Here is a 13,332-nt window from a genome sequence, read left to right on the forward strand (position 1 = left end):
CTACCGAATTTTTCTCGTGAGCGCCTTCAGCGCCTCATCAGGTGTGGTTGCGAGCAGCCTCACCGAGTCCATCCCGACATAAACCGCACCATCCTCCGCAACGCCAACGTGTTGATTGGTTCGATCAATCATGCCGACAGGGTAGAGATAAGTACCTGCTTGCTCACTGAGATCATCGAAGATCTCGTCGTCCCACATGGCCAAGAGCGGGTCGAGCCGGAATTCTCCCCATGGCATCGAATCCCTCGGCTCCCGATGCGGGATCCCCACACACCCGAATTCGGCAAGGAACCGCTGTGCTGCCTCATGCATCTCGAATTCGCCCTGCTGGCGCAGGATGCTCTCCCACGTGGCTGTAGGAACCGAGCGGCCGGGGTACCAGCCGGCCGCGCGCAGCACTCGGTCCGTCTCCGCGGGCCAACGCCGCTCAGCATCGGCACCTGGACCGACGGCCTCGATCCGGTCCCAGAACGAGTGAGCTCCCACCGGAACGTCAGGCGCCCAGACGCCCGCTTGGGTTCCTTGCAACTGCACGAGTCGATCGAGCGCCTGGTCGACGGTCTCAGCCAGCAACTCCACATGTTCCCTGGCGAGATAGACCGCTCCGTCGGCTGCGATGCCCAGATAGCTGTTTCCGCTGTCGGCCTGGCCGATGGGACACAGCTGTGTCCCGGCTTCCTCACTCAGCCTGGCAAAGGTTGCGCTGTCCCACTCAGCTTTGAGCGGGTCGAACCTGATGGCTGACCGGGTCAGGATCGAGTCCGCCGGCCAGCCGTAGGTCACCAGGCCTCCGAATTCGGCGAGGAACCGTCGCGCGGCCTCGTGGACCTCGAACTCCCCACGCTCACGCAGAATCCACTCCCACGTGGCGGTGGGCACCGAACGGCCTGGCTGCCACCCGGCCCTCCGCAGTACTTGGTCGGTCTCTGTGGACCAACGCCGCGCTTCTTCACTCATCTAGGACACCCCTCGAATCCCCAACCGATCAAGAACATCTTGGCAGGAGTCGCAAATGGGCTTCGGCACCCCATGCATGGGATTGCCCGGCGCGCGCACGTTCACCGCCGCCATTACTCCGCCTCGGGGATCGACCCCGGCCTTCATGGCGTTCGAGAGCGCTTCCGCCTCACCACACCTCCCGTGCTGACCTCCGGCACTCTCCTTGATGGCCTGCGGAACCTGATCGTAGGCGGCTCGGATGTCCGGATGCAGGTCGTGGTCGCCTCCGCCCTTGACGCTTGCACCGTTGAACGGCGTCTCATGTCCCGGCACCGACAACCCGGCCGCACTTGTGGGCCTGGTGTGCTTGTTTGCTCCTGGCCGTGCTTGTTCCTCGTCGGCTCTCCGCCTTGCGGCAGCACTCGCTGCTTCCTCACAGGCCGGCGACAGCCCGAGCGGGTCGACGGCGGTGAACGGATTCGAGACGTATGCCCGGGGATTCGGCCCAGGTGCGAGACCGAGGGGATCCAGGGAGACGTATTGGCCTGTCTCCGGGTCATAGTGACGGTGGTAGTTGTAGTTGAGCGCTGTTTCGGGGTCGTGGTATTGGCCCGGGAAGCGCAGAGGGCAGTACGCACCATCGGGGCCAGGGTCGTCGAGGGGTGCGCCCCATACGGTCGTTCGCGCCCTCCACGCCAATTCTCCGCGGTCGTCGACCAGTTCTGTCGGAGTGCCGACGACGTCGGTGACGATGGAATAGAACTGGTCGTCCACCCAATCCTGGGAAAGTTCCCCGACGGGGACCCTGTCCACCTGAGTAACCGGGCTGAAGCGGTCCCGTTCCCAGTCCCACACCGTGCAGGAGGGCATCTCGCCGCCGCCCCGCGAAATCTGCTCGGCCGGAACAAATCCATCCCATGCGAAGGTCACCTCCTCCACCACGGTCTCGCCATCCGGTGCGAACCGTCGTTTTGATGTGCGGCGGCCGAAAGGGTCGTACTGATAGGCCCACTTCGTACCGTCGGGTGTGATCACACCGACAAGACGGTCCTGGCTGTCCCAGGCATAGCGCCACACATCGGGCTTGCGGGAGAGACGCTTCTTCCGTCTGACCACCACCCGGCCCTGACCGTCGTACTCATAGCGGATGTCCCCGGATTTGCGGACGGAACCGCGCTCGGAAGGCTGTGCGGAGCGAGCGGACAGATCCGCCTGCCACTCACCCCCGCTGAGATTGCCTGCCGCGTCGTACGCGTAGCGTTCGGACCACGTCGCCGCCCGCACCCCGGTGACCCGCCCGGTGCCGTCGGTATCGACAAGGCGGTCACCGTTGAGCAGGTCGGTGATCGCCGAGACCGTTCCGTCGGGGCGGTAGCGGTACGCACGATGCTGGACACGTCGCGGTTCGACTGCCCCCGTCGGATCGGCACTCGCCGTCAGCGTCTGCGAGTTGAGCCTTCCGTCCGCATCCCAGGCCTGGCTCAGAACGGCGGAACCTGTGCGGCGCTCGATCTCGCGCCCGGCCGCGTCGTACGCGAACGTGACGGTCCTGCCCGCCGTCCGCAACAACGTGGGCCGGTCGCTTCCGTCGTACTCCCAGACGCTCTCCGCGTTCGACGGGGTCACCCTGCGAATACGTCTGCCCAGCACGTCGTAGGCCGAGCGTACGGTCGCGCCGTTGCACGTTTCGGCGAGGACCCTGCCTCGGGCGTCCCGCTCGTAGGTCAGCTCGTTCTGACCGTCGACCACCCGGAGCAGGTTTCCCACCGGATCGTACGTGTATGTGGTGATCCCTTCCGGCGTGTGCTGCTGCGCCACCTTGCCGAAGGCGTCACGGATGTAGTCGATGGACTCACCCACGCCGTTGGTCTGTCCCACGAGACGACCGGCCGCGTCGAATCGGTAACTCTGTGCGCGTCCGCCGAAGTCCTGCTCACGAACCAGTCGGCCTGTCTCGTCGTAGAAGTACCGCCAGGCAGCGCCGAGTTGGTTGGTGACCGATGTGACACGCAACTGACCGTCGTAGGCGAATTCCAGACGGGAGCCGTCGGGGTCGATGCGGACTGCCGGCAGGTCGAAGCCGCTGTACTCGAAGCGTGTCACCTGTCCGAGGGTGTCCGTGTGCTCGATGAGGTTGCCCTCACCGTCGTGGACACGTCGCTCTGTGCTGCCGTCGGGGAGGGTGCGCCTGCTGAGCCTTCCTTCGGGCGTCCAGCCGAACCGGGTGACTGCCCCGTGCGGTCCGGTCTCCGCGGTGATCCTGCCGAACACGTCCCGTTCGTACCGTGTAGTCCGGCCCTCGGCGTCGGTGGTGCCGACCGGCAGACCCGCCGCGTCGGACTCCAGCAATGCGGTACGCCCGGCGGCGTCGGTGGCCGCGGTGAGTGCGCCGATCTCGTTGTACTCGTAGGAGATGCGAGCGCCGGTGGGATCCGTCTCCGACGTCAGGTTGCCGCGCTCGTCGTATTCCATGCGCCAGACGTGGCCATCGGCCTGGGTCACCGACACGGGCAGGCCGTACGCGTTGTTCTCCGCGTGCTCCCGGCTGCCGTCCGGCCGGATGACAGCCGTTGGGGCGCCCTGCTCGTCGTACTCGTAGCGGGTCGTCAGGCCGAGCGAATCCGCGCGGGAGAGCAGCCGGTCGTAGCGGTCCCACGCTGAATACGTGGAGTGGCCGAGCGGGTCGGTGACCGCGACGAGTTGATGGAGTTCGTTGTGCCGGTACGTCGTCGTGTTGCCGAGTGCGTCGGTGTAGTGCGTCTCGCGGTTGGCGGTGTCGTAGGTGATGGTGCAGGAGAGACGGCCCTCGGCCCCCTCGCCTCGTATGCAGCGGTCCTGATCGTCGTAGGTGAAGCGGTACCAGCAACCGATGCGGTCCGTCCACGACGTGATGCGTGCCTGGCTGTCGTAGGTGAGCCTCAGTGGCAAACCGCTGGAGTTGTAGATCTCGGTGAGGTCGCCGTCGGAGCTGTACGCGTAGCGGCGGAGGACCGTGCTCTCGGGGCTCTCCTGCGGGGTGCGCAGACGTAGTCGAACGACACATTCGCCCTCGGTGTCGACGTGGAGGTGTCGGCCGGCGGAGTCACGTACGGCGACGGGGACGCCCGTGGCGTCACGGTCGAAGTCGATCCGTAGACCGTTGCGGTCCGTGATTACGGCGAGGGGAATCGTGAATACGCCGTCGGCTGCTGCCGGGGTCTCCTGAGCAACGAAGTGACGGACAAGACCCGTGGCCGGGTCGGTGATGCGCAGGGGAGCACCGGGCGTACCGTCCCACTCCAACGGCCAGCGCGGACCTTCCAGCGGCATGACCGAGGCGCCTGGTTCAGGCACCGGATAGAGCAGGATCATGCCGTCCTCGGCGGCGAACACCGCACCGTCGTCGTCCAGCTCAAGGCGCTCATCGAGGGTGGATGCCCAGGACGGGCCGAACGATCGCCCTGACCGGTAGGTCGACAGATGGGTACGGCGCAGAATCAATGGGAGGAGCCCCGGCAGCTCGACGTCGGTCTCCTCCATCAGCATCTCGCCGGAGACCATGTCGATGGGGTCGCCGTTCTTGCAGCGGCCCTTGGTGGGCTTGGCGTGCGCCACAGCGTCGTCGGCTTCCTTACGCAGGCCCTTCTTCCCCAGGCCCTTGGCCATGGCCTTGAGACCGCCCTTGCCCAGGACCTTCATGCCCTTGGCGAGGCCGCCGAGGGTCGTCAGCCCCTTCATCCCCGGTATGCAGTCCAGCGCGGCGAAGCCAACGTCCCACAGAGACGCCTGTCCCTTGGAGTATTTGTAGAGCGTGTCCGCGAGCACGACGAGGGCCGCGATCAGCACGATCGCGCCGAGAATCGGCCCCCCGATGATCATCGCCACGACCCCGACGACAGCGACGACCACCTTGCACACGGCGACGATGCTGTCCCAGTTGTCGACGAACCAGTCGCCGACCTCCTCCCACCAACTCCGGTTCTGGATACCGGCGTCGGAGGCCTCGTCGATCCTCCGCTTCGCCTCGCCCGCAGCGTCCTCGCGCATCTTCCGCGCGTCCTCGGCCATCTTCTTCGCCGCGTCCAGCGCCGACTGGGCACTGGAGACGTCCGACTGGGCCGTGCTCTGCGCCGACTTGGCGTGCTGGGCGTCCCGGGTGGCGGCCCGGACCTTCGCCTCGTCCGGCGGCTCCGCCGCCTTGCTGCCGGTCGGGTCGTCCTTGTACTTGTCCGACTCCTTCGTGGCGCGGGTGACCCACGAATCGGCCGAGGAGAGACGGGACTTGGCGGATGACAGGTCCGACTGGGCCTCCCGGCCCTTGGCCAGCGCCTTGTCGGCGAGGGCCTGCGCCCGCTCCAGCTTCGGCCAGTAGTCCACCAGCGCGTCACCGCACAGGTCGTACGACCGCTTCAGCTTCTTCAGATTCTTCGGCACATCCGCGAACTCGTCCTGGAACACCTCAGCGGTCTTGCCCGCCCACTCCAGCGTCTCGTTCTCCGACGCCATCCCCTTGATCAGACGCAACGCGTCCGACACGTCATCGGCGAAGTCATGCAACGTACGGGCCAGTTGGCGCACGCGGTGCGGGTCACCAGGCGTCGGGTCCTTGTCCAGGTCCAGGACATGCCAATCCGTCGGCCGATACCCCGCCATGCTGCAACCCCCGTCACACCGACCTCAACGACAACAGTCGTACGCACGCGCGAACTTACTTGATACGGGAGTTCGAGGTGAAGGTGCTTCGCGTCGGTGAGCTGGTGCCGGGCAGACCGGAAGGTCCTCGGACGGAGATTGTCCGAGACCGCCGATACCGTATGGGCTTTGCCAGCACATCTGTCTCACGGGGAGTCCAATGTGAAGCGCCACGATCGGCCCATTACTGCCGCGTTCGTCGCGACGGCGGCGCTCCTGCTGACCGCGTGTGGCGGCAGCGACGGCGCATCGACATCGAAGGACAACAACAAGGTCGCGGAGGCCGACACCGCGGGTGAAACACCCGCATCGTCTGCGGCATCGGCCTCCGCCTCGGCCGTCTCCGCCGACCGGCCGAAGATCGAGCTGCCGTCCGATCTGACGTATGCCTTCGAGTGGCCCAAGACGGGTGACACGGACAAGGACGCTGTCCTGAGCGACAGCAAGCAGTTCATCAAGGCTGTGGACATGGCCATCGCTGTGCAGGAGCCGCTCAACGAGGCCTACCTCTTCTACTCCGAAGGGGAAGCGGCGGCAGGGAGTGAGAAGTTCATCCAGTGGTTCGTGGACAACAAGAGCCGCATCACGGGCGCCAAGCGGTACTTCGACGCCAAGGTGAACGTCAACGGTGATGGAACCGCCGGTCTCGTCTACTGCGAGGATCAGAGCAAGGCGTACGACAAGAGCCTCACGACCGGCAAGACCGACGTGACCGCGGCGTCGAAGGACAGCTACGTCCTCTACAGCAGCCGACTGCGGGTCGACGAGCACGGAATTTGGATCACGGAGACCCTCACATCCCAGCGGGGAAGTTCTGTATGCCAGCCCTGAGGACGGGCAGGCGGGCCCGCCGGGACTGAACGAGAGAGGGGCGGCGACCGCCGGTACGGCTGTCAACCTTTGCCGTTGCCACAGCGCAACCTTGGCAGCCTGGCGGAACCACCGGCCCCACCGATACCGTCTAGGTTTTGCCAGCACATCTGTCTCACGGGGGTTCCACTGTGAAGCGCCGCTCTTTGCCCGTTGCTGCCGCGCTCGTCGCGTCCGCGGCCCTGTTGTTGACTGCCTGTGGCGGCGACGACAGCGAGTCGAAGGACAACGACAAGATCGCCGGGGCCGACACCGGGAGCGAGACCTCGGCATCGCCGACAGCGTCCGCCTCGGCCTCGGCCGACTCCGCCGACCGGCCGAAGATCGAGCTGCCGTCGGATCTGACGTACACCTTCGAATGGCCCAAGACCGGCGACGCGGACAAGGACGCTGTCCTGGCCGACAGCGAGCAGTCCATCAAGGCCGTGGACCTCGCGATCGTGAACCAGGACGCCCTGGACAAGGCTTACCTCTACTACTACGAGGGCGAGGCAGCTGCCGGCACGGAGACGTTCGTCAAGAAGTACGTGGATGCCAAGGCAAGCATCACTGGTGCCTATCGCTTCTACGACCCCGACCTCAAGGTCGACAACGACGGAACTGCTTCCCTCAGCTACTGCGAGGACCAGGGCAAGGCATACGTCAAGTACCTGGAGACCAACAAGGTCAAGAAGACCGAGGTCACCGCTGACAGCTACGTCATTTACCACACGTCCCTCAAGCGGAACAGCAAGGGCGTCTGGGTCATCCAGGACATGGTCTCTGAAGTGGGGAGTGCCAAGTGCCAGCCCTGATGCGCAAACCGTGGACCCTGTCGGCCGCGATAGCCGCCGCAGCGCTCGTACCACTCCTGTCGCTTCCCGGAGTGGCACACGCCGACGACACACTGGACGGCAACGCCCAGAACCCCGGCACGACCGGACCGAGCGGCAACGCCGATGGTGACACCCTCTCCGCCACCGCCGGAGCCGTCGTCTACGACCGTTCTAACAACGGGTCCGGGCAGTCCGCCGGGCCTGTCACCGCCTCCACCAGCTGGACGCCGCCCGCTTGTTGGTACGCCCCGACGTACAGCCCCGCGGAGCTCCAGAAGGTCAAGGAGCCGGTCTGGGAGGCGGAGTCCACGGGGTATGAGTGGGATGCCGAGCAGCGGGCGAAGTACCTGAACAAGGACGATCCCACGAAGGACTTCAACAAGGACAAGACCGGCAAGGGCTACTGGTGGGGCTCGTACGTCAACAAGTCCTACCCGCCGGGCTGGGACTCCTGCACCGAGGACTACTTCTGGGTCGACACGGGTGACGACCCGCCCGCGAACATCCCCAACACGATCACCCCGGAAATCCTCGCCGGACTCGCCTACAACGAGATCCGCGTCCCCTCCACCAAAGTGACCCTCGCCCCCGCCGGCGAAACCAAGGTGAACCTTCCCACCTGGGCCTGGCTGGACGCGGCGCAGTTCAAGCCTGTCTCCGTGACCGCGTCCGTTCCGGTTCTGGGGATGGAGGCCACCACCGTCGCCGAGCCTGTCTCCCTGAGGATCGAGCCCGGTACCGCCGACGCGCAGGTCTACCCCGCGTCCGGTGTGTGCACGTTCGTCAACGGGCGTATCGGGGAGCCGTACGCCGCCGGGAAGGCCGGCCAGACTCCGCCCTGTGGTGTGAAGTACCTGCGTTCCTCCGGCGACGGGACCTACCCGCTCCGCGCCACCATCACCTGGAAGATCCACTGGACCGGTACCGGTGTCGCCCAGGAACAGCCCCTGCCCGACGGTGAGTTCGGGGCCGAGCAAGCTGTCGTCGTTCAGGAGATCCAGGCCGTCAATCGCTGAGCCAACCTCGCTCTCCATCAGCCCTTGTCTGCTCCTCCCACCCAATCCGTCTTCGCCGCCGATGCGAGGTTCGATTGGGTGTGGAGGGGTGGCTTTCAGGGTCAGGGATTGTTCGAAGCCAGATAGGCCCGCGTTCTGGTCAGGCGGGCCGCAGCGGCACGGAACGTGATGCCGGAAGCCTCGGAGCCGAGGGCCACGTCGATGTGTCCTCCGTCGTGGGCGGTCAGATCGATCGCCCTGGCTTCGGAAGCCCCCCAGCCTGTGACCTGCAGACCGGTCACTCCCGTGAAGAGCAGATGGAACTCGACGGCGTTCAAGTCCTTGCCCTGCCCCTTCCATTCAGGAGGGGGGTTCACCGGGAAGGCTCTGGTGTCGAAGCCCAGAGTCACCGAGTTCTCCCGTTCGTCGATGTGCACGTAGAAGAGGTCGCACGCTTCGGTCGGGGGCGGAACACCCTCGTACAGCTCCCCCAAGTATTCGGTCGATGCGAGGAGTTGCGACCAGTCAGCGCTCATAGAACGTCTTCTCGTCGGTCGGGGGAAGGAAGGTGTGCCGTCGGGCGTCGATCCTGCTCGTGAAGAGATGCGGTCCGTTGTCCGATCCGTCGGCCTGGATGCGGAACGCGCTCACATGGTTTACGCGTACGGACTCACTGCAGTCGAATCGGAGCGTCATCCCTTGGCCGTCCACGACTACCCGAATGCGGTTCTCCCTGCCCGATGGCGACATCTCGATGCGGCCGACGAACGGCGGGTTCCAGTCGCTGAGGGAGATGTTCTCCGCTGCCAGGAACTGGAGTTGGCACTGCACCGTGTCCATACCCGCGTCGATCCACTCCTGCGGTGGCGAGGCGGGAAAGGAAGACAGGTCGACGCGGAGCGTCACCGTGGGGCCGCGCCAGTTCAGATTGATCGATCTGATCCTGACTTCATCGAGGTCCGAGACTTTCACGAGAAGATTCTCAACGACCATCGTGAAACATTTCCCCATGCCCACCGCATCAAAGAGGTGAGGACAGTCCACACACGCATGAGGTCGTCGGTGCGTCGCAGGCACAGGGGGAACGTATGAGAAAGGTCCGCGCGGACGAGTACGCGGAGTTCGCGGTGGCGCGGGCGGGGTATCTGTACCGCTCCGCGTGTCTGCTCACCGCCGGGGACACGTATCTCGCGGAGGACCTCGTGCAGGAGACGCTCGGGCGGCTGTACGTCAACTGGGGGCGGGTCTCCCGCGCCAACAACCCGGCGGGGTACGCGCAGACGGTGCTCACCCGTACCTTCCTCGCGCATCAGCGGCGCCGCAGCAGTACCGAGCGGGCCACCGACGTGCTGCCCGAGGTCCCCGTTCCCTCCGCCGGGGGCGATGTCACCATGCGGCTCACCCTTGTCGAGGCGCTCGCCCAACTCCCGCCGAAGGACCGGGCGGTGGTCGTCCTGCGCTACTGGGAGGACCGTTCCATCGAGGAGACCGCGGGCGCGATGAACGTCAGCTCGGCCGCCGTACGCACCCGTTGTGTCCGTGCCCTCGCCCGGCTGCGTGCCCTTCTCGGCGAGGAACTCGGCGAGTACGCGGCCCGCTGACTCGTCCTCCCGCCCGTCCAGTACTCCGGTGCTCCGATACACACTCCCTACACAGCAGAAGTGGTGGTTCGCCATGCCCGTTGAACAACGAGACGACCAGTTCGAGGAGCGGCTCGGCTCCGCCCTGCGCAGCGCCGGTGGTGCCTTCGACGTCGATCGCGCCGCCCTCGTCGCCGGTGGCGAGAGCCGGGGGCGCAGGCTCCGTACGCGCCGCTGGACCGCTGTCGTCAGCGGTGCCGTCGCGATCGCGCTGGTGGGGGTGGGCGGCGCCCTGGTCGCGCCCTGGGGAGGGGACGGGACAGGGCAGCGCGCCGTGGGGGCCGGCGGGACTACCGTCGGACCCGGTGACGCCACCGGCACCGCCACCCCGACGGTCACCACCGGGGACGACATGATCGACATCCTCAAGAACCTGCTTCCCAAGGGCGGGCGGTTCAGCAACGAGTCGGCGCGCGGCACGGACTCCGCACCGGGGCCGTACGTGTATGCCGTGTACGACGACGGGAAGGGCGCCGCCGCTCTCTCCGTCAGCCTCGGGCGGGTCGAGCCGGGCAGCGAGCAGGCCCGGGAGGCTACCGACTGCCCGGACAGGACGCTGACGCCGTACGACGACTGCGTGTCGAGCACGCTGTCCGACGCCGGGGTGCTCAGGATCCTCAAGGGATACGAGTATCCGGACCGCCGCGTGGACACGAAGCTGTGGACGGCCGACCTTGTCACACCCGAAGGGGAGCATGTGTCGGTGATGGAGTGGAACGCCCCCGCCGAGAAGGACGCGCCCATCAGCCGGGCCGAACCTCCGCTGGACAGCGAGGAGTTGAAGACCCTGGTCACCCACGGGGCGTGGACCGTGACCATCGACCGCATGCCGAAGGCCGAGACGCCGTCCGCGTCGCCCGCGTCGTCCCCGCCTCCGGCGGTCGAGGGCGGATCCGTCGTGTCGACGCTCACCGGTCTGCTCCCCTCCGGCCTCGACGTGGTGTCCACGGGCAGCCAGGAAGCCGAGTACGGGTACGTCGTCGTCGACGACGGCAAGGGCAGGAGCTTCGTCCAGGTCAATGTGCAGCCCGACATGTCGGACGTCGAGGACCAGCTCTTCGGTCCCGACAGGAACCCCGAGACCCTGGCCGACGGGACCAAGGTCGTTGTCAAGGAGGGCATCGGCGACGACAAGGGGCTGGGGCTGATCATGCGGACCGCCGACACCATCAGGACCGACGGTATGCGGGTGGTCGTCAGCGCCTTCAACTCCGGTAGCCAGAACACCGGTCCGACCCGTGCCACTCCCGCACTGACCCTCGACCAGCTCAAGGCGATCGCCACCAGCCCGAAGTGGCGCGAGCTGGTGCCGAGCGTCGGCTCCGAACCGACCCAGGGTTAGAAGAACTCCGACCACGGCTGGTCCCAGATCTGCTTCACGCACAGCACCAGGAACAGCAGGCCCGCGATCACCAGCATCGTGTTGCTGAGCAGCCGGTTGCGCCATTCGGCGGGTGTGCGGGAGGAGTTGAGCAGGACCAGCAGGGTGCCGGCCAGGAAGGGGAGGAAGGCGGCGCCCAGGACGCCGTACAGGATGATCAGCCGGAAGGGCTGGCCCTGGAAGAGCAGGACGATGGGCGGGAAGGTCAGCCACAGCAGGTACGCGCGGAACGGCCACGACCGTTCCCGTGCGCCCGAGGCGATCTCCTCGCCTGTCGTCCCCTCCGTCCCGCGCCTGAAGCGTTCGACGAAGTCCGCGAACATCAGGCTCACGCCGTGCCAGACGCCGATCAACGACGTGTAGGAGGTGGCGAAGAAGCCGATCAGGAAGAACTTGGCGGTCGCCGTGCCGTACTTGTCCTCCAGGATGTCGCTCAGCTGGATCAGGCCCTTGTCGCCGCTCGCGATCGACACGTTCGCGGAATGCAGCAACTCCGCTCCCACGAACAGCATCGAGACCACGAAGATGCCCGTCGTCGCGTACGCGACCCGGTTGTCGAACCGCATCACCTTCATCCAGCCCGTGTTCGTCCAGCCCTTCGCGTTGACCCAGTAGCCGTACGCCGCAAGGGTGATGGTGCCGCCCACGCCGCCGATCAGGCCCAGTGTGTTGAGGATCGAGTCCTTCTCGTCGGGGAGCACGGGCAGCAGGCCCGCGAACGCGTCACCCAGGTTCGGGGTGACCCGGATCGCCAGGTAGACCGTGACGACGAACATCACGCCCACCAGCACCGTCATGACCTTCTCGAAGACCTCGTACTTGTTGAACCAGACGAAGACGAGACCCGACAACCCGCAGGCGATCGCCCACCACTTGAGGTCCATGACGTCCGGGAACAGCGCCTGCAGCGGCAACGCGCTCGACGACATCGCCGCCGCGCCGTACACGAAGCCCCAGACCACGACGTACACGACGAAGAAGTACGTCGTCCAGCGGCCGAGGCTCGCCCAGCCGTCGAAGAGGGTGCGGCCGGTGGAGAGATGCCAGCGGCCCGCCGCCTCGGCGAGGGAGATCTTCACCAGACAGCCGAGTACGGCGGCCCACAGGAGCGTGTAGCCGAAGTTGCTGCCCGCGATGAGCGTCGCCACCAGGTCGCCGGCGCCGACGCCTGTCGCGGCGACCACCATTCCCGGGCCGATGAACTTCCAACTGGACTTGCGCGGAGTGGAATCGGCGCCTGGAGCGACGCCCGCGGTCCCTGTTTCCGTGGTGATTCCAGAGTTTCCTGTGGTGTCCGCCATGTAGGTCAAGAAAGCGCAAAGGGGCTGGTCGCACAAGAGGGCGTTCCGGAGCCGGAGGTGGACAGCCAGGGCATCCGGCGTCCGGAACTGGGACCTGCGGGGCGCTACGGCTGTCGCCGACCACAGCCGTCGGACCCGCAGGTGCCGAGCTCGAACCACACGGTCTTGCCCGGCCCTTCCTGGTGGCAGCCCCAGCGCCTCGCGAGCGCGTCCACCAGGAACATCCCCCGGCCGCTCTCCGCGGCGCCCGCGTGCCGTACCCGCGGAGTACGGCGGCCGGTGTCGGTGACCTCGCAGCGCAGGATGCCGTGTGCGGCCGTCAGGGTGAGCCGGAACCGGCTCGCGGCGTGCAGCACGGCGTTGGTGACCAGTTCGCTGACGAGCAGTTCCGCGACGTCGAGGAGGTCGTCCCGGCCTGTCGGGTCGTCCCGGCCTGTCGGGTCATCCCGGCCCTTCGGATCGTCCTTGACCGTCAGGTCGTCCCGGTCGGTGAGACCCCACTCCTCCAACTGCCTGCGCACCTCCGCCCGTGCCTCGCGGGCCGCGGTGGGGCGCGGGTCGTACTCGATGCTCAGATGGCCTGCCCCCAGCGGGGGTTGGGGGTACGAGCCATACCGAGGGACGGGATCCGGGACGTGTCCCCCGGAGCCCCCGGAGAGTTGCAGCATGCCTTCAGGATCGCCTCCACGGGCGCTCCCGCGCGCGGGTAGAAATACCTGT

At 66.5% G+C, this 13,332-nt stretch carries 11 protein-coding genes; 5 read left to right on the forward strand and 6 right to left on the reverse strand.

Features of this window, described 5'->3' with window-relative positions; genetic code table 11:
• Together LUX31_RS14385 and LUX31_RS14390 are read right to left on the reverse strand one after the other, a co-directional pair.
• On the reverse strand, nucleotides 1–957 hold the full coding sequence (locus tag LUX31_RS14385) for an SUKH-3 domain-containing protein (RefSeq protein WP_235475181.1): 957 nt from the start codon (nucleotides 955–957) through the stop codon (nucleotides 1–3).
• Complete coding sequence (locus LUX31_RS14390) at nucleotides 958–5,571, reverse strand: DUF6531 domain-containing protein (protein ID WP_235475182.1); 4,614 nt, start codon at nucleotides 5,569–5,571, stop codon at nucleotides 958–960.
• Nucleotides 5,572–5,772: 201 nt separating this feature from the next.
• On the opposite strand from LUX31_RS14390, the gene LUX31_RS14395 reads away from it, so the two are divergent.
• From LUX31_RS14395 to LUX31_RS14405, 3 genes are all read left to right on the forward strand, one after another.
• Nucleotides 5,773–6,441 carry a hypothetical protein gene (locus LUX31_RS14395; RefSeq protein WP_235475183.1) on the forward strand — a complete coding sequence of 223 codons (669 nt, stop codon included), beginning with the start codon at nucleotides 5,773–5,775 and terminating at the stop codon, nucleotides 6,439–6,441.
• 170 nt (nucleotides 6,442–6,611) lie between these two features.
• A complete protein-coding gene (locus LUX31_RS14400) occupies nucleotides 6,612–7,274 on the forward strand; it encodes a hypothetical protein (protein ID WP_235475184.1) in 663 nt (220 codons plus the stop codon).
• Nucleotides 7,262–8,311: a hypothetical protein gene (locus tag LUX31_RS14405; protein WP_235475185.1), complete on the forward strand. Its 1,050-nt coding sequence runs from the start codon at nucleotides 7,262–7,264 to the stop codon at nucleotides 8,309–8,311. Before LUX31_RS14400 ends, LUX31_RS14405 begins: the two co-directional genes overlap by 13 nt.
• Before the next feature lie 101 nt (nucleotides 8,312–8,412).
• On the opposite strand, the gene LUX31_RS14410 is transcribed toward LUX31_RS14405, so the two are convergent.
• Together LUX31_RS14410 and LUX31_RS14415 are read right to left on the reverse strand one after the other, a co-directional pair.
• A complete protein-coding gene (locus LUX31_RS14410; protein WP_235475186.1) occupies nucleotides 8,413–8,826 on the reverse strand; it encodes an Imm50 family immunity protein in 414 nt (137 codons plus the stop codon).
• The gene (locus LUX31_RS14415; RefSeq protein WP_235475187.1) at nucleotides 8,816–9,334 is read right to left on the reverse strand and encodes an Imm50 family immunity protein; all 519 of its coding nucleotides are present in this window, start codon (nucleotides 9,332–9,334) and stop codon (nucleotides 8,816–8,818) included. The genes LUX31_RS14410 and LUX31_RS14415 overlap by 11 nt, the downstream gene beginning before the upstream one ends.
• Before the next feature lie 44 nt (nucleotides 9,335–9,378).
• Here LUX31_RS14415 and LUX31_RS14420 point away from each other — a divergent pair, with 44 nt between their 5' ends.
• On the forward strand, nucleotides 9,379–9,891 hold the full coding sequence (locus LUX31_RS14420; protein ID WP_235475188.1) for a SigE family RNA polymerase sigma factor: 513 nt from the start codon (nucleotides 9,379–9,381) through the stop codon (nucleotides 9,889–9,891).
• A gap of 73 nt (nucleotides 9,892–9,964) precedes the next feature.
• The gene (locus LUX31_RS14425) at nucleotides 9,965–11,272 is read left to right on the forward strand and encodes a hypothetical protein (RefSeq protein ID WP_235475189.1); all 1,308 of its coding nucleotides are present in this window, start codon (nucleotides 9,965–9,967) and stop codon (nucleotides 11,270–11,272) included.
• Here the strand turns inward: LUX31_RS14425 and LUX31_RS14430 are convergent.
• Both LUX31_RS14430 and LUX31_RS14435 read right to left on the reverse strand, forming a co-directional pair.
• A complete protein-coding gene (locus LUX31_RS14430; RefSeq protein WP_235475190.1) occupies nucleotides 11,269–12,612 on the reverse strand; it encodes an Nramp family divalent metal transporter in 1,344 nt (447 codons plus the stop codon). The two genes, LUX31_RS14425 and LUX31_RS14430, sit on opposite strands and share 4 nt — an antisense overlap.
• 104 nt (nucleotides 12,613–12,716) lie before the next feature.
• Entirely contained in the window at nucleotides 12,717–13,280 is a 564-nt protein-coding gene (locus LUX31_RS14435) for an ATP-binding protein (RefSeq protein ID WP_235475191.1), read from the reverse strand.
• Nucleotides 13,281–13,332 lie beyond the last annotated feature (52 nt).

This window comes from Streptomyces sp. GQFP (genome assembly GCF_021545335.1).
Classification (GTDB): domain Bacteria; phylum Actinomycetota; class Actinomycetes; order Streptomycetales; family Streptomycetaceae; genus Streptomyces.